Raw genomic sequence first — 19,825 nt, forward strand, 5'->3', positions numbered from 1 at the left:
ATATTCAGCGGTTCGCGCCAATGCCTTCTGCGGCCGGTTTGCGCGATGGAGCAGGATCCGCCGACCGAACAGTATACGAACTGAGCAGATAAACCCCGTGGGAAAGCGATGGAAACACCCGAACACCACGAATGGGGCTCCGAGATCCCCAAGACGGCCGCTATGCGCGCTCGACGAGCTTCTCGTTGGCAAACCAATCGACATGCCCGCAGGTCGCGCATGTCAGCGTCACGGCGGAGCCGCCCGCCCACTCGACGCCGAACAGCGAGGAGGCCCGGCCGTCGAGCAGCGCCGCGCTTTCGAAAAAGCGCGTCCCGCCGCAATGGGGGCACGTCACCGGGCGCCCCGCCACCGTGTAGCGCTCGCCCGCATCGTCACCGTTCAGCGCTTTTGAGAACTCGGAGAAAGAGCCCATGTCGACCTCCCAAAGAAATTGCAGGCGCACCGCGTGCGAAACGGCAAGCGCAACCGACAGGCAATCCGCCGGTTGCGCTTGTTATACCCCTCAGGAGTAAGGACGTAGCGCCGGGTCCGTTCGGCGTCTCTCTAGCCGCGCTTGCGGTGCGCAAGCAGCGCGATGCCGCCGGCGAAGCACAGGATGCCAATCCCGCCGGCCGCCGCAGCCCCCGCCAATCCCGTGTCGCCCGTCTGGGGCAGGCCGTCCGATCCGGGACGCGCGTCCGAACCGGCGCCTGGCTCGCTGACCTGGATGTCGCCCGGATCCGTCGCATCGGACGGCGTCTCCTCGCCCGTCCCGGGCTCCGGTGCGGGGTCGGGATTCGGTGCGGGCTCGGGCTCGACGTCGCCCGAGGTCATCACGATGCGCCCCGCGCCCGCAGGGTTCGCGTACGCGTCCGAGACCACGCCGCCCAGATTCTCGGAGAGATAGGTCATCAGCCCCTGGACGTCCGTCATAGCGTTTTCGAGCAGCACCGGGCAGTCCTCGAACATCGTCATGCCGTCGCCGCCCTCATGGAGCAGGTACCCGTGGCTTGCAAGCATATAGGTGCGCGCGGGGTCGATCGGCTCGCCCGCCACGCGCACGTCGCGCACGCGCCGCTCGCCCGCGACGCGCAGGAAGGCGCCGTGGTCGTCCACCTCGACCGACGAGGGGATATCGGTGCGCACCGCGTAGGTCAGGCCCGATACCTGCAGGAAACCGCCGCTCGCCTCGGGATACTCGCTGACGCCCATCTCGAGCGCGTCCAAGATCTGCTGGCCGGTCGCCTCGACCATGCTGAGCTCGTTGCCGAACGGCTGCACCCCATACAGGTCGTTGTTGGTGATCGGTCCGGCGTCGATCGACGAGCGCACGCCGCCGCCGTTGACGATCGCGATCTGGGCGCCGGTCGCCGCACGGTACGCATCGGCCACGAAATCGCCCATGTTGGTCTCGCCCAGACGCACATACAGGCCCGCCTGCTCGTCCTCGCTCACCAAGGCGACAGCACTCTCCCCCACGACGCGGTCGAGCTCCTCGGCGAGCTCGGCGTCCACGGCATCCACCTGCGCCTGAACATCGTCGGCGGTCTCGGAGAAATCGGCTGCCGACGTGAGCTCGAAGCTCAGGACCTCGCCGTCCGGGTCGTCGGGATCGATGGTGAGCTCGCCCACCGCGGCGAGCTTGGTGCCCGTCTGGGCGAGCGGGACCTGCTGGCCGTCCTCGTTCGCGACGCTCGTCACGTAGCTTTCGTGGGAATGGCCGTCGATGAAGGCGTCGATGCCGGTCGTATGGGAGATCACCGCGTCGCTCGTCCAGCGGTCGGTGATGCCGGAGCGCCCCAGATGCCCCACGGCGACTACGTAGTCGGCCCCCTCGGCGCGCGCGGCGTCCACGGCTGCCTGCACGCGCGCATAGAGCGCCTCGCCCGTCTCGTCCTCCTCAAAGCCGTAGATATAGGCGCCGTCATCGTCGGTGAACGATGCCGGCGAGGACTTGGTGAGCGTCTCGGGCGTGGTGATGCCCACGTAGGCGACCTTAAGCACGCCGTCGGCATCCCCTGCCGCCGGCTTCGCCTCGTAGGTCTTAACGGCGTACGGGGAAAACACCGGCGCGCCCGACCCGAGCTCCGTGAAGTTGCAGGACAGGTACGTGGCGTCGGACAGCTCGACGAGGCTCAGCAGGCGCTGCATGCCGTAGTCGAACTCGTGGTTTCCGGGCACAGCGATATCGTAGCCCACGGCGTTCATGAGGCGAACGATAGCCTCGCCTTCCGTCAGCAGGCCGACCGGCCCGCCCTGGATGGCGTCGCCCGCATCGATGACGGTCACGTTGGCCTCACCATAGGTCGCCTCGAGGTCGTCGACCGCAGCGGCGACGCCCGCATATCCGAGCGCCTCGCCCGCGGTGCTATCGACCTCGCAGTGGACATCGTTGGTAAACGCGATGGCGACCTCGTCGTCGACGCGCTCGGCGAACGCGCTCGACGGCGCGGCGATGCCCAGCAGGCAGGCGGCGGCTACGATCGCCGCGCGCACGGGCATCCTGCGGCGCGATCCCCTGTATTTCGACATGAACATCCTCCTTAATGCAGACGTGAACCACTATAGGATGCGCGACGGGGCGGATGCGCCGAAAAAGAACGAACGCGACCCCACAAGAGCGAATGCAGACGGCGAGCGCGGCAACCGAACGCCTGGCGATCTGCGATAGGGACTAGACACCCCCAGGGGGTGTGGGTGTATGATGGGCGCAGCAACCAGAGAGAAGGGAGCCGGTATGGCTCATGAGAAATTCGATGTGGGCGGCATGACCTGCGCGGCGTGCGAGGCGCACGTCAACAAGGCCGTCTGCAACCTTGCGGGCGTCTCGGACGTCTCGGTCAACCTCCTTTCGGGATCCATGGCCGTCGATTTCGACGAATCGCAGGTCACCCCTGACGACATCTGCGCCGCCGTCGATCGCGCCGGATACTCGGCATCGCTCGTGGCGACCGCCACCGCGGGTGCCTCGGCGGCGGGGCCGGGCGCCGCGCATCACGAGTCGCCCACCAAAAAGCTCGAGGCGACGGCCGCCGCGATGAAGACGCGCCTGATCACCTCGATCATCTTCCTCGTCCCACTGTTCTACATCGGCATGGGGCACATGCTCGGCTGGCCGCTGCCGGCGGTCTTCACCGACCACATCCACGCGATGACGCTCGCCCTGACTGAGCTGGTGCTGCTGCTGCCCATCCTGTACATGAACCGCGCCTACTTCATCAACGGCTACAAGTCGCTGCTCCACCGCGCGCCGACCATGGATGCGCTCATCGCCATCGGCGCCACAGCGAGCGTCGCGTGGTCGGTCTACGCCATGTTCGTCATGGCGGACCAGCTCGCATACGGCGACGTCCACGGCGCGGCGGCCACCGCCATGGACAACCTGTATCTCGAGAGCGCGGGCACCATCCTCACGCTCGTGACGGTGGGCAAGTACCTGGAGACCCGCTCCAAATCCAAGACCGGCTCGGCCATCGAGGCGCTCATCGACCTCGCCCCCAAGACCGCGACCGTCGTCGATGCCGGCGGCGGAGAGCAGACGGTCGACGTCGACGCCATCCAGGTCGGCCAGACGGTCCGCGTGCGCCCGGGCGAGTCGGTGCCCGTCGACGGCATCGTGCTCGAGGGCTCCTCCTCCATCGACGAGGCGGCGCTCACCGGCGAATCCATCCCCGTCGAGAAGAACCCCGGCGACACCGTGCACGCGGCGACCATCAACCGCACCGGCTCGTTCACGTTCCGCGCCACCCGCGTCGGAGCCGACACGAGCCTCGCCAAGATCATCCAGCTCGTCGAGGACGCCAACGCCACCAAGGCCCCCATCGCGCGGATGGCCGACAAGGTCGCGGCGGTCTTCGTGCCGGCCGTGCTGCTCATCGCGCTCGCCACGTTCATCGTCTGGATGGTCGCGACCGGCAACGTCAACGAGGCGCTCACCGCCGGCGTGGCCGTCGTGGTCATCAGCTGCCCGTGCGCCCTCGGCCTCGCCACGCCCGTGGCCATCATGGTCGGCACCGGCAAGGGCGCCGAGATGGGCGTGCTGTTCAAGAGCGCCGAGGCGCTCGAGACGCTGCACAACGTGGACACCGTCGTGCTCGACAAGACCGGCACCGTCACGCAGGGCAGGCCCGCCGTGACCGACATCCTGCCCGCCGTGCGCGCCGACGGGGGCTCCATGAGCGAAAAGCAGCTGCTCAAGCTTGCCGCCGCCCTCGAAAAATCGAGCGAGCACCCCTTGGCGGAGGCGATCATGGCGCTCGCCGACCAGCGCGGCATCGTCGCTCGCCCCGTCGCCGACTTCCGGGCGGTCCCCGGCCGCGGCGTGACGGCGCGCGAGGGGGCCAACCCCATCGCGGCCGGCAACGCCCAGCTCATGGCCGAGCTCGGCATCGATGTCGACCGCGCCCAGCTCGAATCGTTCGCCCGCGCGGGCAAGACCCCGCTGTTCTTCGCCAAGAACGGGGAGCTCGTGGGCACGATCGCGGTCGCCGACGAGGTGAAGCCCACGAGCCCCGCCGCCATCGCGGCGCTCGGCCGCCTGGGCGTGAAGGCGGTCATGCTCACCGGCGACAACCGGCTGACCGCCGACGCCATCGCGCGCGCCGTCGGTCTCTCCGACGTGATAGCCGACGTCCTGCCCGCCGACAAGGAGCGCCACGTGCGCGAGCTGCAGGATTCCGGCCACGTGGTGGCCATGGTGGGCGACGGCATCAACGACTCCCCCGCGCTCGCCCGGGCCGATGTGGGCCTGGCGATCGGCGCCGGTGCCGACGTGGCCAAGGAGGGGGCGGACGTCGTGCTCATGCACAGCGACCTGCTCGACGTCGCCCGCGCCATCGAACTGTCGCGCGCGGTGATCCGCAACATCAAGCAGGATCTCTTCTGGGCGCTGTTCTACAACAGCCTCGGCATCCCGCTGGCGGCTGGCGTCCTGTACCCCGTTCTCGGCTGGCAGCTCTCGCCCATGTTCGGCGCGGCGGCCATGAGCCTGTCGAGCGTCTGCGTGGTCGCCAACGCGCTGCGCCTGCGCGGCTTTCGTCCCAACATCGCCGACGCGGCGAAGTAATATGATGCACGGAAACCGAATCGTTTGCGTGCAAGAGAGGAGCACATCATGAACTACACCATCAAGACCGAAGGCCTCCACTGCGGCCACTGCGACGCCTCCGTTGAGAGCGCGCTGCTCAACATCGCGGGCGTGACCGACGCCGACGCCGACCACGAGACCAACACGGTCACCGTCGAGTGCGCCGACGAGGTCACGACCGACCAGCTCACGGCGGCCGTCGAGGGCGCGGGCGACAGCTTCAAGGTCGTCAGCATCCAGGCCGCGTAGACGGGGCCTCGCATGGTAGCCGATCGCGAGCGCATCACGCGCCTGCTCAAGACGGCGCGCGGGCAGATCGACGGGATCCTGCGCATGGTGGAGGAAGACCGCTACTGCATCGACGTGTCGACCCAGCTCATGGCGACCCAGTCGCTGCTCGCGCGCATCAACGCCGACGTGCTCAAGGCGCACGTCGAGGGCTGCGTGCGCACGGCCATGGAGACGGGCGACGAGCAGGAGAAGGACGCCAAGCTCAGCGAGATCGAGACCGTCATCGAGAAGCTGGCGAAGTAACCCCTCGCCCATCGCCGCGACGAGATGCGCCCCGTCGCCCTCAGCATGGCGGCGGGGCGCATCTCGTCGGTCCCGTTTCGGCCCCATCGCATCAAACGGTGGTGAAATCGGGGTTTCGCCCACACAGGCATGAAAAAACAGGTACACTTTTTTGAGTTGTATCTATCTGCCATAGAAACGAGGCTCGGATCAATGCAGAATTTCATGAACGGCCGTCATGGCGTCGACGAGCTGAGCACCGCACTCGGTGGCCTGAGCATGGTGCTTGCGCTCATCGGCTCGATTTTCTCGGTCTCCTTCCTGGGCTGGATCGCCCTGATCATCGTCATCCTCGCCCTCGTGCGCGCCTTTATGCCCGAGAGCCCCGCACGCGACCATGAGAACCAGGCCTTCCTCGACGCGATCTCCAAGGTCCCGTTCCTGAGCGGCTTCGCATCCGGCAGCCGCCCGCGCGGCAAGCAGTCCGCCGCTGCCGCCGATTTCGAGCGCAAGAAGCGCACGGCGCAGAAGATGTGGGACAACCGCAAGACCACGATGTACTTCAAGTGCAAGAACTGCGGCCAGATCCTCTCCGTTCCCCGCGGCAAGGGTCGCATCCGCATCACCTGCCCGCGCTGCGGCACCAAGGTGGAGAAGAAGTCCTAGGCCCCAGCCTTCTCGCATCGCACGCAAAAGGCGCCCCGAACCCAGCGGTTCGGGGCGCCTTTTTTGGGTCTTACGGAACCTGCGCGCGGCAACCGTCCCTATCGGTTGTTGCCGAAGATGTTCAGCAGGCGCATAAAGACGTTCATGATGTCCAAGAACAGATTGCACGCCATGAAGACCGCATTGGGCAGCGTGGTCTCGACCAGCGTCGCCTGATGCATGTCGTAGCCGATGAAGCCACAGAACACCACGACGATCGCGATGTCGAGCCACGTCTGGTCGACGCCCATGAACATCATGACGAGCTGGACCACGAGCAGGGCGAGCAGCGCCACGGAGAACACGCCCATGAGCCGGCGGAACACCTGCGGTATCACGAGGCCGAGGGCGCCGAAGACGACCGTGATGCCCGCCGTCGCGGTGAAGGCGGCGTTGACGGTCGGAAGGTCGTAGGCGCTCACCGCCATCGAGCACAGAAGCCCGAACGTGCAGACGAACAGGGCGTACCCGATCAGCGAGCGCGCCACGGACTGACGCTTGACCGCGCCGCTCATGATGACGATGCCCGCGATGCTTCCGACGAGGCTGATGACCAGGTACATGATGGGATGCCGCACCAGCCAGCTCATGAACGCCGGCGACGTCACGACATGGGTGCCGATCCCCATCACGCAGAAGCCTGCGAAGATGAGGCCGGCGATGACCAGGTTGAACATGCGCGGGCTGATGGCAGGCGCCGTCCACTCGACGTGCAGCGGCGATACGTTGCGCTCAATCTCGTTCATGTCACCACATCCTTTCTATGCGCTTCCCCGCAGAAGGGCGCGGGGGCCCGATATAGCAAAAGGCCCCAGCAGCCGCGAGGCCGCCGGGGCGATCGTGTGCAAGAAGCAGCGATGCTACTCCTCGACGAGCTCGAACTGATCGGGACCGACGCCGCACACGGGGCAGACATAATCCTCAGGCAGCTCGGGGGTGTCGACCTCGATCTCGTAGCCGCACACGACGCACACGAACTTATACTTCTTCTCGTCAGCCATGGTTGAATCCTTTCGTAGGCGATGACCGTATTCGGTAGTATATCCATCATCGAGAAAAACTATTCCCAGATTCCGGCATTGGCCCATCTTCGCAAATAGGACACATTATTAGTAACATTTACCGGACAGCACGGCGCTCCCGCACCGCCCGTATGTGCTAAGCCTGATAGCTTGAAGCCTTGGGCGGCGTCTTGCCCTTTAGGGTCGAGTGGTAATAGCTGTACGTCAACGGCTCCTCGTCGGAGAGCCTCTGCGCGTCCACGACGTCGCCGATGAACAGCAGATGCGTGCCCACGTCGACGGTATCGACCACCTTGCACGCGAACAGCGCGCACACGTGCTCGGGAGAGTACGGGCTTCCCACCGCGGAGATCTCGCAGCCGTATTTCTCGAACTTGTCGAAGTTGGCGCTCGTGCGGAACCCGAAGTTGCCAATATAGGGCATATCGGCCGTCATGTCGATCGCCGTCACGGTGAAGGCGCCCGCGCGCTGGATGACGCCGGTCGTCACGTTGTCCTTGTGGACGGCGACCATCAGGCGCGGCGGCAGGGCGGTCACCTGCGTCGCCGTGTTGATGACGCAGCCTGCACGCAGCCCGTCCGCCTCGGCGGACACCACGTACAAGCCGTAGCTCATCTTGAACAGTGCGGTCTGATCCATATGATCGCTCCCCTCAAACGTAGCATGCGGGCACGCCGGCCCTGACAGTAGCGTACCCGCATTCATGGGGGCTGATACCCCCTATCGGGTACGGGGCCCTCGGCACCGTCTAGCGGCTGCGCGCCTTGAGGGCGCGATCGATCTCGCGCTGCATGTCGCGCTTGGCCATGTCCTCGCGCTTGTCGTAGAGCTTCTTGCCGCGTCCGAGCCCGAGCGTGAGCTTCACGCGCCCGTTGTCGTCGAAATACAGCTCGAGCGGCACGAGCGCGTACCCGCGGTTGCGCAGCTTGCCGTCGAGATAGTCGATCTGCTTGCGATGGAGCAGCAGCTTGCGACGGCGATCGGGGTCGCGGTTGAAAATCGAGCCGTGGCTGTAGGGATGGATGTGCACGCCGACGAGCCAGCACTCCCCTCCGCGGATCAAGGCGAAGGTGTCGGTGATCTGGCACGCGCGCTCCCGCAGGCTGCGCACCTCGGTGCCCGCGAGCACGACACCGCATTCGAACGTCTCGTCGATGAAGTACTCGTGATGCGCGGAGCGGTTCTTGGCGATCGTCTTGCGCTCTTTACGACTCGGCATGGCCCTCCCCTCCTTCGGCGCGCTCCCGCGCCAGCTCGGCATCGGACTCGCGGATGAGCTTGACCAGGGCGCGGCAGGCCTCGTCGCCGATCAGGCCACGCGCACGGACCGTCAGGCGCGTCGCCTCGTTGCGGTCTCCCGCCGCGGCGGCATCGGAGGCGCACATCAGCAGGCACACGGCCATGTCGGCCGACGGCGTGGCGTCAACGCCCTGGGAGGCGAGTTCGGCTTCCGCCTCCTCATCGGAAGCCTCTGCGGCCTCAGGGCGCTCCGCCGCAAGGCGCCCGGCAAGCGCCTCGACGCGACCGTCATGCGGCGCGAGCCTGCTCGCCACGCGGGCGCAGCCGCTTGCCGCCAGCGCATTGTGGTTGTCGAGGAAGAACTGGCCGAGGTTGGCGTAGGCGCGGGCCGCCGAGCGCCCGTCAGACGCGCGCTCGATCACCGAGAAGCTCAGCGCCGCCCACTCCTGGGTGTTGCCGAGCGCGCGGTGCAGCTCGGCCAGGTCGAGCCGGTAGGCGCAGTTCATGGGATCCCAGCGCACCGCCTGCGTGAGCGTGTTCTTGGCGCTGACGTAATCCTCCTGGTTGATATAGGCGAACGACAGCGCCGCGTACAGCCGGTCAAACGGCGCGCCGACCTGCACGAGCTCGCGCGGGTCGCGCTCCACCCGACGGTACGCCAGGCGCTCGAAGGCGTCGGCGAAGCTGAAGTACTGGACCTTGTCGGTCGCTTGGCACTCGGCGTCGATGTACTCCTCGGCCTGCTCGACTAGGCGCTCGAGCAGCGGGGTCGCCGACGGCAGGTCGCCTGCGGCGAGGTAGCTCTCCGCCTGCGCGATATCTCGTTCGGAAATGGGCAGTTCCACAAGTTCCTCCCAATCGAATACGGTGGGTTATCAGTGTAGCGCACGGGCCGCGTGGATGAGGGCAAGATCGAGATGGCCGCGCACCGGGTTGACGCGCGCGACCTCGACCACCACGCGGGTCCCGAGCGAGATCGTCCGTCCGCTCGCACTCGCGGACAGCACCATCAGGTCCCCGTCGAAATCCCACCACTCGTCACCGCCGAGAGCGGACATGCGCACGAGGCCCTCGGCGCCCGTGTCGTCGAGGCGCACGAACGCCCCCATCTCGTCGATCCACGACACCGATCCCGCGTAGCGCTCCCCGATGCGGCTCGCGTAGTACTGGGCGACCTTGACCTTCTGCGTCGCGTGCGCGGCGGCGTCGGCGATGCGCTCGCGCGTGCTCGCGTGGCGGCAGAGCTGCGGCAGCACCGGCAGCAGGGCCTGTGAGCCGACGCCGGTGAGCTGGGGCGTCCGTTCGCGCGCCGCAGCCTTGCCGAGGCGCTCCTGCGCGAGCGCGCGCTTGAGCTCGCGATGGACCAGCAGGTCGGGATAACGCCTGATCGGCGAGGTGAAGTGGCAGTAGGCGTCTGCACCCAGCGCGTAGTGCCCCAGGTTGTGAGGCCGGTAGACCGCCCGCTGCATGGCGCGCAGCAGCAGGGCGTTCACGAGCGGGGCGTAGCCCGTGCCATGGCTCTTCTCGACGGCGCGCTCGATGGCCGCCGGGTCGCCCGCCTTGATGGCCGCGGCGCTCGCACGGTCGATGGCGCCGATCTCCGCCAGCGTCTTCGAGGCGGCCGCCAGCTCATCGGGCGACGGCGGCTCGTGCACGCGGTAGGCGGCATCGAGCCCGCGGTCGGCAAGCCAGCTCGCAACGCACTCGTTGGCAAGCAGCATGGCCTCCTCCACCAGCGAGGTCGCCGCCGTCCGCTCGCGCGTGACGATCCTCACCGGCAGCCCCTGCCCGTCGAGCAGCGCATGCACCTCGACCGTCTCGAAGTCTATGGCCCCGCGGGCATGGCGGATCGCCCGTCGCGCGCAGGCGAGCCCGTCCGCATCGCGCAAGAATGCGCTCAGGTCCACGCCGGCAGCCCTGGCCTTCTCGCACGCCGCCCGGGCCCGCTCGCCGCACGCGCGTGCGACGTCGTCGTCGGCGGCGGGCGGCGCGTCCGTGCCGGCGCCGTCTGCGAGCAGCAGGTCGGCAGCCTCGTAGTCCATGCGCACGCGCGAGCGGATGACGCTCGGGTAGGCGGTAAAGCCGCTCACGCGCCCCCGGCGGTCGAGATCGATATCGACGGTGAACGCCAGGCGGTCCACGTCCGGCTTGAGCGAGCACAAATCGTTCGACAGCGCCTCGGGAAGCATGGGCAGCACGCGGTCGGCAAGATACACCGAGGTCGACCTCCGGCGCGCCTCCAGGTCGATCGACGACTCCCAGGTCACGTAGTGCGACACGTCGGCGATGTGGACGCCGAGCCTCCAGCCCCCAGCCTTCGTGCGCTCGACGGAGATCGCGTCATCGAAATCGCGCGCGTCGACCGGGTCGATCGTCAGCAGGAACCGGTCGCGGATGTCGCGGCGCAGCGGGTCTTCCAGCGCCCCCTCCACATCGAGTACGCACTGTTGCGCCTCGGCGACCGCCTGCTCGGGATAGCCGTCCTCGAGATCGTAGCGGGCCATGACGCACCGGATGCCGAGATCCGGCGCATCCGGGCCGCCGATGCGCTGCTCGATGGTCGCCACACCCGATTCGTAGCGCGTCGGGTAGCTCACGATGCGCGCCGACACGACATCGCCCGACATGACGCCGTGGTCGGCGGCGGACGTGTCATGCGGAAGCACGAAGAAATCCTGGCGGATGCGGGTGTCGAGCGGCCGAATGACGCCCAGGGGCCCGGCAAGCTCATAGGTGCCCACGACGCACGCGTTGGCGCGCGACAGGGTGCCCTCGACCACGGCGCGGTGGTTGCCGCCCGGCGCGTGGTGCAGGCTCACCGTGACGACATCGCCGTTCATGGCCTCCCGCTCGCCGCGCTGCGTCAGGCGGAAGGCGCCCTCCGCGGTCTCCACGAACGCACCGGCGTCCGTGATGCGCACGGTTCCGGTCAGGCGCGCCGTATGCCGCGCACGCGTGGGGCCGTGCCTGCGGCCCCCTCTGTTCTTGCGCCCCATGGCGCCTCCCTCCTCATGGCGAATCAGTTGGTGTATACCCAATCGCGCGCCGCGGGCGCGCCCTGGGTACGTAGCCCCGTCGACGGTACGCTATAGGCACACAGCTCCGTTGACAGTACGGTATAGGAACGCTTTTGAGCGAATAACGTGCCTATGGCGTACCGTCGACGGGGCGATGTGCCTATGGCGTACCGTCGACGAGACTGCGCGGCGGGGGCGAACCCGCGGCGAGAACAAGAAGGGCCGCCCGAAGGCGGCCCCATGCAAGCAAGCTGTCGCGCGTCGTCTACACCTTGAGGTAGCGACGCATGGCGATCGCGGAACCGAACAGACCGATCACGATACCGATCAGCACGAGCGCCGCGTAGGTGAACAGGTACATCCGCAGCGGGATGTTGATGGTCAAAAACGAGACGACGCTCTGGATCATCGGCATGCCGAAGTTGCGGCACAGCTCCAAGGCGCCGATGGTCAGAAGCGAGCCCAGAAGCGCCTGCAGCACGCCCTCGGTCAAAAACGGCCCGCGGATGAAGCTGTTCGACGCGCCCACCAGGCGCATGATGGCGATCTCGCGGCGACGGGCGGTGATGGACAGGCGGATGGTGTTGTTGATGAAAATGAAGGAGATGAACGTCAGAAGACCCACGAGCACGACCACCGCGACGCGGATGTAGGCCGTCATCTGGAACAGGACGCTGACCTCCTCCTGGCCGTACAGGACGCCGGCGTTCACGTCGGCCTCGACGTCGTCCACATCGGGGTTGTCGTCGTCGACGATCTGGCGGAAGTCGGTGTCCGCCTTGATGCGCTCCGCGGTCTCCTCGACCTGCGAGGGCTCGTACATCTCGATCACGAACGAACGGGGCAGCGGATTCTCGCCGTCGAGCGCACCGAGCGTCATGTCGGCGTTGTTGGAGATGTTGCTGGTGTAGTCCGCCAGCGCGTCTTCCTTCGTCTTGAACTGGACGCTCTTGACGTTCTCCCAGCTCGTCAGCTTGTCGTAGAACGCCTGGATCTGCTCGTCGGTCGCGTCGTCGGAGATGAAGGCGTTGATCTTCACCTGATCCTCCACCGAGCCGATCATCGAGTTGACCACCGCGGAACCCAGGATGAACAGGCCGATGATGAACAGCGACAGAAAGATGGTGATGACTGCGCCGATCGAGGTGCCGAGGTTGCGTGCGAAGTGGCTGCCCGCCTCGCGCAGCGAATACCCAAAGTTGCTAGGCGCCATAGTTGCCGTAGCCTCCCCTCTCCTGGTCGCGAACGATGTGGCCCGCCTCGAGCGCGATGACGCGGCGGTGCATGGAGTCGACCATCTCGCGGTCGTGCGTCGCCACGATGACGGTCGTGCCCGTGCGGTTGATGCGCTCGAGCAGCTTCATGATGCCGAGCGAGATCGCCGGGTCGAGGTTGCCGGTCGGCTCGTCGCAGATCAGAAGCGGCGGGCGGTTGACCATGGCGCGCGCCACGGCGACGCGCTGCTGCTCGCCGCCGGAGAGCTGGTCGGGCATGGAGTCCATCTGATCGGCCAGGCCGACGAGGCGCAGCACCTCGGGCACCTGGCTGCGGATGACCGCCTTGGGCTTGCCGATGCACTCGAGCGCGAACGCGACGTTCTCGTACGCGGTCTTGTTGGGCAGCAGGCGGAAGTCCTGGAACACCGCGCCGATCTGGCGGCGCAGGAAGGGGACCTTGCGGTTCTTGATGCGCATGAGGTCCTGGCCGGCGACCAGGATGCGGCCGCTCGTCGGCTTGACGTCGCGGATCATCGTGGAGAGCAGCGTCGTCTTGCCCGAACCGGAGTGGCCGACCAGAAAGACGAACTCACCGGGATAGATCTCCAGGTTGACGTCGTCGAGCGCCGGCTTGTTGGGCTGGGCCGCGTAGATCTTGGTGAGGTGCTCCATGAGGATGACCGGCTCGACGCCTGCCTCGCGCGCCATCTGCTTGCGCGACTCCTGCACCGGTGCGAACACTGAGGTGAAATCGGGGCTCGTCAGGGCCTCGTTCACATCGTCGATCTGGCGCTGCTCGGACTCGTCGCTCGAATCGAGCGCAGGGGCCGCCTGCGTCATGAACACATCGGCGTGGGCGGGCTCGGCGGGAGACGGGATGCTGAACAGCGACTGGTCCGCTGCCGGCGCCGCATCGGGCGACGGGACGGCATCCAGGCTCGGCACCGAGGGCACCTCGGGGACGGCGGGAACCTGCTCGGGGGCAGGTGCGTAGGCAAAGGGGTCGGCGACCGGCTGCGCCGCCTGTTCGGGCGCCGCCGCCTGCGAGAACAGATCGCCCGTCTCGTCGACGGAAACCGGGGAGGCCGTCGCGGCCTCTGGTACCGGCGCGCCGTTCGCAACCTGCTCGTCACCGGGCTTACGGAAGTGGTTACCCACTATAAGCTCCTTCGTGTCGTGCGTTTGAACTACATACGCTGGATATTCTACCAGTGGATTTCTGCATGCACAGATAAAGCACGGCAGCGCCATGGCACATAACCATAAAACGTTCGCGCACAAGCGACGCGAACGCCGGCGCCATCCGAGCCGCACGCAGCGGACCACGGCATCGAGACATGCGATATGTGGAGAAGACGCGAGGTCCTCCCCACATAGGCAACGCTATTGATCAGGCGTCTGCTACTCCGGCAGCTTGCCGAAGTTCTGGACGTACTCGTCGTCGTCCATCCAGTCGATGATATCGCCGGGCTTGCAGTGCAGCGCCTCGCACATAGCCGTCAGGGTCGAGAAGCGAATGCCCTTCAACCTGCCGGTTTTGATACGGGACACGTTGACCGGAGAGATACCGATCTTCTCCGCAAGCTCGAGCGAGCTCATCTTCCTATCCGCCATTACACGGTCGAGACGCATCACAATGGGCACTTAGATCACCTACAGAATACTGTCCGAATCTTCTTGAAGAATTCTAGCGTATTCAAAGACTCCAGCAAGTGCAAAGAACATCATAGAAAACATAAGAGAATTGAGGTCCAAATCCGGAATTACCTCGGGGGCCCGCAGCCACTCCCCTATGTTGGTCTGAAGGCTGTAGCGCGGCATTAACAGACCCACTACGGCACTGCCCGCGTTCAGGGCCCCCAACATGACCAGGCGGGTCGTCTGCGCAGCTGAAAAGAACTCCGCTCGACGTCCGACAGTGAGGACAAACGAAAGAAAGACTGCAAGAATCAGCAGGTCAAAGGCTATGATCAACCCGCTGATGATAAGATAGTGGACCGCTTGCGCGGGCATGCCCGACCCAAGCAGATCAGCGATCAGATCGATGATCACCGCGGCATTCAGCCCGATCCCCACCGCAAGGACACCGCAAAAACCGTACAGGGCTCCGACCACGATGCGCCGGTATGAAATGCCCCATCGGGGCACCATGGAATCCGCCGTGCGCACGTCGGAAAATGATTCGCGAAGCATAGAATCTCCATATAATCTTCAATTATGAATGGCGTAACAAGGCGCCTCGAGAACGAAAAGCGCGACGCGAACCTCGTGACGGCTTGCTCTTCACTGCGAGCGACACACCGATCACCTCCATTCCCATACCACGACCCGTTTCAACCCCGGCTTCAGGCAAATGACCCGTCAGCCGCCCGACCGGCTATAGATGCCCGAATATGAGATGACGAACGTATGCGTCCAGGCACCAGCCGCGAACGTCTCCACATGCTCGAAATATGGTACAGGTACTATCACAGGTGAAAACGTTTCGATAATTATTTACTTTGGTGCTTATCGATATGTTAGTTATAGTTATCTACAGCCTGTGCATAGGAAGAAGGAAGCAATATCGTGTTGTCTATTCGAGCGCGTCCCTATTCGCGTACGAGCGTGCCCGCGAGCTCCATCGACTCGTCCGTCGGCTGCCCGAACAGCAGTGGGGCGCGCGTGTAGTCGCCCGTAAACGAGAAGATGATCGACTTGTCCAGGCCGAGCGCACCCTCGAGGTGCGCCGTGCCCTCGCCCCCGGAACTCGAGCCATCACCCGAGAACACATAGGTCATCCCGTCGGTCTGGCGATAGCCCCGCCACGCGCCGTCCGGCGTCATGCGGGTCAGCGTGCAGTCGATGATGCCCGTGATCTCGGCGCTCGCGAACCCCGGCGTCACGGCGCGATACTCCACCGTGAAGGTCCCCTGCTCGATATCGACATGGTCGATCTTGAAGCCGACCATGCTCGCCGCATCGCCGTCGGACGCGACATAGGAGCCTTGAAGCGCATCGGCATCGTAGGCGACCGTGGAGGTCGCATCCCCCTGCGTGCGCGTCCACGCATCCCCGTTGAACGAATACGTGTACGGCGTGCTGACCGTATTGGCGCCGAACCAGAAGTCGTAGACGTCCTGCGCCGTATACGTGCAGGTCTGGGCCGCCCGGTCGAACGTGGCGTCGAAGCCGTCCGGGAACGCGCTGTCGCGCGTGACGCCGGCAATGGCCTCGGTCGTATCGTTCGTCTGCAGAACGGCGCCCGCCCACCCGGTCGACGTCGCCTGCGCATGGGCGAGCTCGCCGTAGCGATCCTTCTCGGATGCGCGCGCGAACTTGAGCGCGACCGTGAATTCGGACTCGAAGCTCTCGTTGGAGATGGTGGCGGACGCGTCGACGATGTAGGATCCGTCGTCATCGGCCTCGCACGAGTTCAGCACGACATCGGACAGCTCGTAGGGGGTCTCGTCGACGTAGTCGTTCGAGGCGAAGCCGTCCATGATGTCGGGGTCCTCCGCGAGGACCTGCTCGACCGCCGCCGCGTCGGGCTGCGCGAACGAGGAGTTCGCGAACCAGACCGCGCCCACGGCGACGACCGCGAGAACGGCGAGGCACGCCCCCGCGACTGCGAGATGGCGGCGGGATATCGGCAGGCGGCGCGGCCCCCGCGAGGCGCCCGCATCCGGGTTGTCCCCGCCGGCGGCTGCAGCCTCGGCCGCCATCCTCGCCTCGGCCTCCGCGCGATAGGGAAGCTCCTGGGTGACACCGGAGCGCGTCGCCTCGGTGAGCATCGCCGTGGTGGACGGCGCCTGGACGAGCGACTCGAGGGCCAGCGCGGCCTCGCGGTGCTCCTGCTCCGCGATCGCCGCCAGCTCGCAGGCATCGGCGAAGGCGGCCGTCGCCGTGACGGCAAGCACCTTGGTCGCCGCGCTCTCCCCCGATGTCGTATCGGGATCGAGGCCCTTGGCATTGTCGGTTTCGAGACGAGTCTCGTCGCTCATCGGCGTGCCCTTCTTCCATTACGTCCACCCGCGCTGCGCCCTATCGTAGCCTAAATCGTGCGGGCGCAACTCTAGGGACAGTCCCTTAAATTTAACGGAGGAGGCGCATGCGCCTCCTCCGTTAAATTTAAGGGACTGTCCCTAGAGTTGCGCCCGCACGATAGTGCACCGCGTCCTTATGCGAGCAGCTCCTCGACGGCCCGCTCGACGCCCTCGGCGTCCAGACCGTACTTGTGCAGCAGGTCGACCGCAGGGCCCGACTCGCCGAAGACGTCGTTCACGCCGAGCTTCTTGACCGGCACGGGGTTCTTCTCGGCAAGCACCGCGCACACTGCGTCGCCCAGGCCGCCGATGACGGAATGCTCCTCGACCGTCAGCACGCGGCCGGTCTTCTTGGCGCTCTCCAGGACGAGATCCTCATCGAGCGGCTTGATGGTGTGCATGTCGATGACCTCGGCGGAGATGCCCTTGGCGGCGAGCGCCTCAGCGGCCTCGAGCGACGCCTGGACCATGAGGCCGCAGGCGACGATCGTCACGTCCGTGCCCTCGCGCATGAGGATGCCCTTGCCGATCTCGAACTCGAAGGAGTCGGCGTCGTTGACGACCGGCACGGCCAGACGGCCGAAGCGCATGTAGACAGGGCCCTCCATCTCGTAGGCGGCGCGCACGGCGGCCTTGGCCTCGACGTCATCGCACGGAACAATGACCGTCATGCCCGGAATGGTGCGCATGAGCGCGATGTCCTCGTTGCACTGATGGGTGGCTCCGTCCTCGCCCACCGAGATGCCGGCGTGCGTGGCGCCGATCTTGACGTTCAGGTGAGGGTAGCCGATGGAGTTGCGCACCTGCTCGAACGCACGGCCCGCGGCGAACATCGCGAACGTGCTCGCAAACGCCACGCGGCCCGTGGTCGCGATGCCGGCGGCGATGCCGACCATGTTGGACTCGGCGATGCCGGCATCGAAGAAGCGGTCGGGATAGGCGGCCTTGAACTTGCCGGTCTGGGTCGCGGCCGCGAGATCCGCGTCCAGAACCACGAAATCGTCGTGCTCGGCGCCGAGCTCGACGAGCGCCTCGCCATAGCTCTGGCGGGTGGCGACCTTCTTCACGTCAGCCATTGTTCTTAAGCCTCCTTCGCGAGCTCGGCCATGGCCTGCTCGAACTGCTCGTCGTTGGGCGCCTTGCCATGCCAGCCGACCTGGTTCTCCATGAAGGAGACGCCCTTGCCCTTGACGGTCTCGCACACGATGCACGTGGGCATGCCCGCGGTCTCGCGCGCCTCGGCGAAGGCCGCGCGCAGCTGAGCCATATCGTTGCCGTCGGCGACCTCGACCACGTGGAACTTGAACGCGCGGAACTTGTCGGCGATGGGCATCGCGGAGTTGACCTCCTCGATGCTGCCGTCGATCTGCAGGCCGTTGTGGTCGACGATCAGGCAGAGGTTGTCCAGAGCGTGGTTGCCGGCGAACATGGCGGCCTCCCAGACCTGGCCCTCCTCGATCTCGCCGTCGCCCAGCAGGCAGTAGGTGCGATAGGTATCACCCCAGTGCTTGGCGGCAAGGGCCATGCCCACGGCGGCCGAGATGCCCTGGCCGAGGGAGCCGGTGGACATGTCGACGCCCGGGGTGTCGTTCATGTTGGGGTGACCCTGCAGATGGCTGCCGATGTGGCGCAGCGTCTCCAGGTCCTCCTTGGGGAAGAAGCCGCGCTCGGCGAGCGCCGCGTACAGCGCCGGCGCGCAGTGGCCCTTGGAGAGGACGAAGCGGTCGCGGTCGGCCTTGCGCGGGTCGGCCGGATCGATGTTCATTTCCTCGAAATACAGGTAGGTGACGATGTCGGCGGCTCCCAGCGAACCACCGGGATGTCCCGACTTCGCCGCGTGCACGGCGGTCACGATCCCCTTGCGTACCTCGTTGGCAACCTTCTTGAGCTCATCGTCGCTCATGGCGCCTCCTTTCCGTGGTGTGCGTTAGGCTATATCCCGAACAGCACTGATCAACGAAAACGCCCCCATCCGGACGTGCTGTCGCGAGCACGGTATGCGCACGTCAAACCCGCAATCACGACTACTCCACCATACCACAGCGAACCAGTCAGAATGCGCGGTTTCGCGCAATGGTACGTTTTGGGAGGGGGCCGCCCGTCAGCGTTCGAAATCCTTGAACCCCTCGCCGATCGCCTCGGTCACGTCGCTGATGAACATGATGGCGTCGGAATCGTGCTCGGCCACGATGGTCTTGAGCGCGGACACCTCGCGACGATCGAGGATGACCATGAGCATGGGGCGCTCCCGCCCGCTCCACAGGCCGCGCGCGGACAGCTCGGTCACGCCGCGATCGAGCCCGTGCATGATGTCGTAGGCGATCTCGTCGTGGCTCTCGGAGATGATGTACGCGGCGCGCCTGCGCTCGGCGCCGTCGACCACCATGTCGACCACGAAGCCCATAAGCACCATCGAGAGCGCAGCGTACAGGGCGTTTTCGAGCGAGAAGACCGGCGCGCTGGCCGCGCACACCGCCACATCGATCGCCATGACGGTCGTGCCGACGGGCAGCGAGGTCTTGCGGGAGACGATCTGGGCCACCGTATCCGACCCGCCGGTGTTGGCGCCGCAGCGAAACACCAGCCCGTAGCCGACGCCCGACAGGATTCCTCCCCACAGCGCGCAGAGCATCAGGTCGCCCGACGCGAGCGGCGAGACGAACGGGGCGAACAGGTCGGTGAAGAAACCGAGCAGCACGAAGCCCACGACGGTCTGGGCGGCATAGCGCATGCCGCCGGCGCGGACCGCCGCGAGCAGAAGCACGGCGTTCATGACGATGGTCTGCATGCCGACGGGCAACTCGAAGCCGGAGCGGCGCGTGAGCTCGGCGATGATGGTGGCGAGTCCCGTCACGCCGCCGGCGGCGAGGCCCTGCGGCACCATGAACATGTCGATGGCGAGCGCCGCGACAGCACAGCCCGCAACGACGAGCGGGAGCTCATGCACGAACCGAGATTTGATCAAAGCGCGCACGTCGATACGACGGGCCATGCGGCATCCCCTCTCTCACGCCCCGC

The 19,825-nt window shown here is 66.1% G+C and carries 20 protein-coding genes; 4 read left to right on the forward strand and 16 right to left on the reverse strand.

Annotated elements, in window-relative coordinates:
* Nucleotides 1-160 precede the first annotated feature (160 nt).
* Together B5F74_RS04835 and B5F74_RS04840 are read right to left on the reverse strand one after the other, a co-directional pair.
* Nucleotides 161-415: a DNA-binding protein gene (locus B5F74_RS04835; RefSeq protein WP_087200509.1), complete on the reverse strand. Its 255-nt coding sequence runs from the start codon at nucleotides 413-415 to the stop codon at nucleotides 161-163.
* Nucleotides 416-546: 131 nt separating this feature from the next.
* Nucleotides 547-2,514: a bifunctional UDP-sugar hydrolase/5'-nucleotidase gene (locus tag B5F74_RS04840; protein WP_158095699.1), complete on the reverse strand. Its 1,968-nt coding sequence runs from the start codon at nucleotides 2,512-2,514 to the stop codon at nucleotides 547-549.
* 205 nt (nucleotides 2,515-2,719) lie between these two features.
* Between B5F74_RS04840 and B5F74_RS04845 the strand changes: the two genes are divergently transcribed.
* The 4 genes from B5F74_RS04845 to B5F74_RS04860 all read left to right on the forward strand — a co-directional run bounded on the left by B5F74_RS04845 (nucleotide 2,720) and on the right by B5F74_RS04860 (nucleotide 6,247).
* On the forward strand, nucleotides 2,720-5,047 hold the full coding sequence (locus B5F74_RS04845) for a heavy metal translocating P-type ATPase (RefSeq protein ID WP_087200512.1): 2,328 nt from the start codon (nucleotides 2,720-2,722) through the stop codon (nucleotides 5,045-5,047).
* A 48-nt stretch (nucleotides 5,048-5,095) separates the two neighbouring features.
* Nucleotides 5,096-5,317, forward strand: coding sequence for a heavy metal-associated domain-containing protein (locus tag B5F74_RS04850; protein ID WP_087200514.1), 222 nt, complete (start codon nucleotides 5,096-5,098; stop codon nucleotides 5,315-5,317).
* 12 nt (nucleotides 5,318-5,329) lie between these two features.
* Nucleotides 5,330-5,602 carry a metal-sensing transcriptional repressor gene (locus tag B5F74_RS04855; protein ID WP_087200515.1) on the forward strand — a complete coding sequence of 91 codons (273 nt, stop codon included), beginning with the start codon at nucleotides 5,330-5,332 and terminating at the stop codon, nucleotides 5,600-5,602.
* Nucleotides 5,603-5,806: 204 nt separating this feature from the next.
* The gene (locus B5F74_RS04860; RefSeq protein WP_239283358.1) at nucleotides 5,807-6,247 is read left to right on the forward strand and encodes a zinc ribbon domain-containing protein; all 441 of its coding nucleotides are present in this window, start codon (nucleotides 5,807-5,809) and stop codon (nucleotides 6,245-6,247) included.
* 98 nt (nucleotides 6,248-6,345) lie between these two features.
* Here the strand turns inward: B5F74_RS04860 and B5F74_RS04865 are convergent, their stop codons facing one another.
* The 14 genes from B5F74_RS04865 to B5F74_RS04930 form a co-directional block, all read right to left on the reverse strand.
* On the reverse strand, nucleotides 6,346-7,032 hold the full coding sequence (locus B5F74_RS04865) for a Bax inhibitor-1 family protein (RefSeq protein ID WP_087200519.1): 687 nt from the start codon (nucleotides 7,030-7,032) through the stop codon (nucleotides 6,346-6,348).
* 114 nt (nucleotides 7,033-7,146) lie between these two features.
* The gene (locus tag B5F74_RS04870) at nucleotides 7,147-7,287 is read right to left on the reverse strand and encodes a rubredoxin-like domain-containing protein (protein WP_087200520.1); all 141 of its coding nucleotides are present in this window, start codon (nucleotides 7,285-7,287) and stop codon (nucleotides 7,147-7,149) included.
* 157 nt (nucleotides 7,288-7,444) lie between these two features.
* Entirely contained in the window at nucleotides 7,445-7,948 is a 504-nt protein-coding gene (locus tag B5F74_RS04875; protein ID WP_087200522.1) for a flavin reductase family protein, read from the reverse strand.
* Nucleotides 7,949-8,057: 109 nt separating this feature from the next.
* Nucleotides 8,058-8,528, reverse strand: a complete 471-nt coding sequence (smpB, locus tag B5F74_RS04880; RefSeq protein WP_066834647.1) for an SsrA-binding protein SmpB — start codon at nucleotides 8,526-8,528, stop codon at nucleotides 8,058-8,060.
* Nucleotides 8,515-9,393, reverse strand: a complete 879-nt coding sequence (locus B5F74_RS04885) for a hypothetical protein (RefSeq protein WP_087200524.1) — start codon at nucleotides 9,391-9,393, stop codon at nucleotides 8,515-8,517. The genes smpB and B5F74_RS04885 overlap by 14 nt, the downstream gene beginning before the upstream one ends.
* 30 nt (nucleotides 9,394-9,423) lie before the next feature.
* Nucleotides 9,424-11,544: an RNB domain-containing ribonuclease gene (locus B5F74_RS04890; protein WP_087200526.1), complete on the reverse strand. Its 2,121-nt coding sequence runs from the start codon at nucleotides 11,542-11,544 to the stop codon at nucleotides 9,424-9,426.
* Nucleotides 11,545-11,830: 286 nt separating this feature from the next.
* Nucleotides 11,831-12,778, reverse strand: a complete 948-nt coding sequence (ftsX, locus tag B5F74_RS04895) for a permease-like cell division protein FtsX (protein ID WP_066834645.1) — start codon at nucleotides 12,776-12,778, stop codon at nucleotides 11,831-11,833.
* Nucleotides 12,768-13,940, reverse strand: a complete 1,173-nt coding sequence (gene ftsE, locus B5F74_RS04900) for a cell division ATP-binding protein FtsE (protein WP_066834642.1) — start codon at nucleotides 13,938-13,940, stop codon at nucleotides 12,768-12,770. The genes ftsX and ftsE overlap by 11 nt, the downstream gene beginning before the upstream one ends.
* A 243-nt stretch (nucleotides 13,941-14,183) precedes the next feature.
* Nucleotides 14,184-14,414, reverse strand: coding sequence for a helix-turn-helix transcriptional regulator (locus B5F74_RS04905; RefSeq protein ID WP_222704304.1), 231 nt, complete (start codon nucleotides 14,412-14,414; stop codon nucleotides 14,184-14,186).
* Between the two features lie 21 nt (nucleotides 14,415-14,435).
* Nucleotides 14,436-14,975, reverse strand: a complete 540-nt coding sequence (locus B5F74_RS04910; RefSeq protein WP_066834638.1) for a hypothetical protein — start codon at nucleotides 14,973-14,975, stop codon at nucleotides 14,436-14,438.
* A 398-nt stretch (nucleotides 14,976-15,373) separates the two neighbouring features.
* A complete protein-coding gene (locus B5F74_RS04915; protein ID WP_087200527.1) occupies nucleotides 15,374-16,765 on the reverse strand; it encodes a hypothetical protein in 1,392 nt (463 codons plus the stop codon).
* A 176-nt stretch (nucleotides 16,766-16,941) separates the two neighbouring features.
* Complete coding sequence (locus B5F74_RS04920; protein ID WP_087200529.1) at nucleotides 16,942-17,883, reverse strand: transketolase family protein; 942 nt, start codon at nucleotides 17,881-17,883, stop codon at nucleotides 16,942-16,944.
* A 5-nt stretch (nucleotides 17,884-17,888) separates the two neighbouring features.
* Nucleotides 17,889-18,710, reverse strand: a complete 822-nt coding sequence (locus B5F74_RS04925) for a transketolase (RefSeq protein WP_087200531.1) — start codon at nucleotides 18,708-18,710, stop codon at nucleotides 17,889-17,891.
* Nucleotides 18,711-18,908: 198 nt separating this feature from the next.
* A complete protein-coding gene (locus tag B5F74_RS04930; RefSeq protein WP_087200532.1) occupies nucleotides 18,909-19,799 on the reverse strand; it encodes a YitT family protein in 891 nt (296 codons plus the stop codon).
* Between the last annotated feature and the right edge of the window lie 26 nt (nucleotides 19,800-19,825).

The sequence above is a fragment of the Collinsella sp. An271 genome (assembly GCF_002159695.1).
GTDB classification, from domain to species: Bacteria; Actinomycetota; Coriobacteriia; order Coriobacteriales; family Coriobacteriaceae; genus Collinsella; species Collinsella ihumii.

What these genes read in the sequence shown, in the direction of transcription:
- B5F74_RS04855 (WP_087200515.1), top strand. Translation starts at nt 5,330, where the DNA reads ATGGTAGCCGATCGCGAGCGCATCACGCGCCTGCTCAAGACGGCGCGC.
- B5F74_RS04930 (WP_087200532.1), bottom strand. Translation starts at nt 19,799, where the DNA reads ATGGCCCGTCGTATCGACGTGCGCGCTTTGATCAAATCTCGGTTCGTG.
- smpB (WP_066834647.1), bottom strand. Translation starts at nt 8,528, where the DNA reads ATGCCGAGTCGTAAAGAGCGCAAGACGATCGCCAAGAACCGCTCCGCG.
- B5F74_RS04890 (WP_087200526.1), bottom strand. Translation starts at nt 11,544, where the DNA reads ATGGGGCGCAAGAACAGAGGGGGCCGCAGGCACGGCCCCACGCGTGCG.
- B5F74_RS04860 (WP_239283358.1), top strand. Translation starts at nt 5,807, where the DNA reads ATGAACGGCCGTCATGGCGTCGACGAGCTGAGCACCGCACTCGGTGGC.
- B5F74_RS04920 (WP_087200529.1), bottom strand. Translation starts at nt 17,883, where the DNA reads ATGGCTGACGTGAAGAAGGTCGCCACCCGCCAGAGCTATGGCGAGGCG.
- B5F74_RS04870 (WP_087200520.1), bottom strand. Translation starts at nt 7,287, where the DNA reads ATGGCTGACGAGAAGAAGTATAAGTTCGTGTGCGTCGTGTGCGGCTAC.
- B5F74_RS04865 (WP_087200519.1), bottom strand. Translation starts at nt 7,032, where the DNA reads ATGAACGAGATTGAGCGCAACGTATCGCCGCTGCACGTCGAGTGGACG.
- B5F74_RS04925 (WP_087200531.1), bottom strand. Translation starts at nt 18,710, where the DNA reads ATGAGCGACGATGAGCTCAAGAAGGTTGCCAACGAGGTACGCAAGGGG.
- B5F74_RS04840 (WP_158095699.1), bottom strand. Translation starts at nt 2,514, where the DNA reads ATGTCGAAATACAGGGGATCGCGCCGCAGGATGCCCGTGCGCGCGGCG.
- B5F74_RS04905 (WP_222704304.1), bottom strand. Translation starts at nt 14,414, where the DNA reads ATGCGTCTCGACCGTGTAATGGCGGATAGGAAGATGAGCTCGCTCGAG.
- B5F74_RS04845 (WP_087200512.1), top strand. Translation starts at nt 2,720, where the DNA reads ATGGCTCATGAGAAATTCGATGTGGGCGGCATGACCTGCGCGGCGTGC.
- B5F74_RS04910 (WP_066834638.1), bottom strand. Translation starts at nt 14,975, where the DNA reads ATGCTTCGCGAATCATTTTCCGACGTGCGCACGGCGGATTCCATGGTG.
- ftsX (WP_066834645.1), bottom strand. Translation starts at nt 12,778, where the DNA reads ATGGCGCCTAGCAACTTTGGGTATTCGCTGCGCGAGGCGGGCAGCCAC.
- B5F74_RS04875 (WP_087200522.1), bottom strand. Translation starts at nt 7,948, where the DNA reads ATGGATCAGACCGCACTGTTCAAGATGAGCTACGGCTTGTACGTGGTG.
- B5F74_RS04850 (WP_087200514.1), top strand. Translation starts at nt 5,096, where the DNA reads ATGAACTACACCATCAAGACCGAAGGCCTCCACTGCGGCCACTGCGAC.
- B5F74_RS04835 (WP_087200509.1), bottom strand. Translation starts at nt 415, where the DNA reads ATGGGCTCTTTCTCCGAGTTCTCAAAAGCGCTGAACGGTGACGATGCG.
- B5F74_RS04915 (WP_087200527.1), bottom strand. Translation starts at nt 16,765, where the DNA reads ATGAGCGACGAGACTCGTCTCGAAACCGACAATGCCAAGGGCCTCGAT.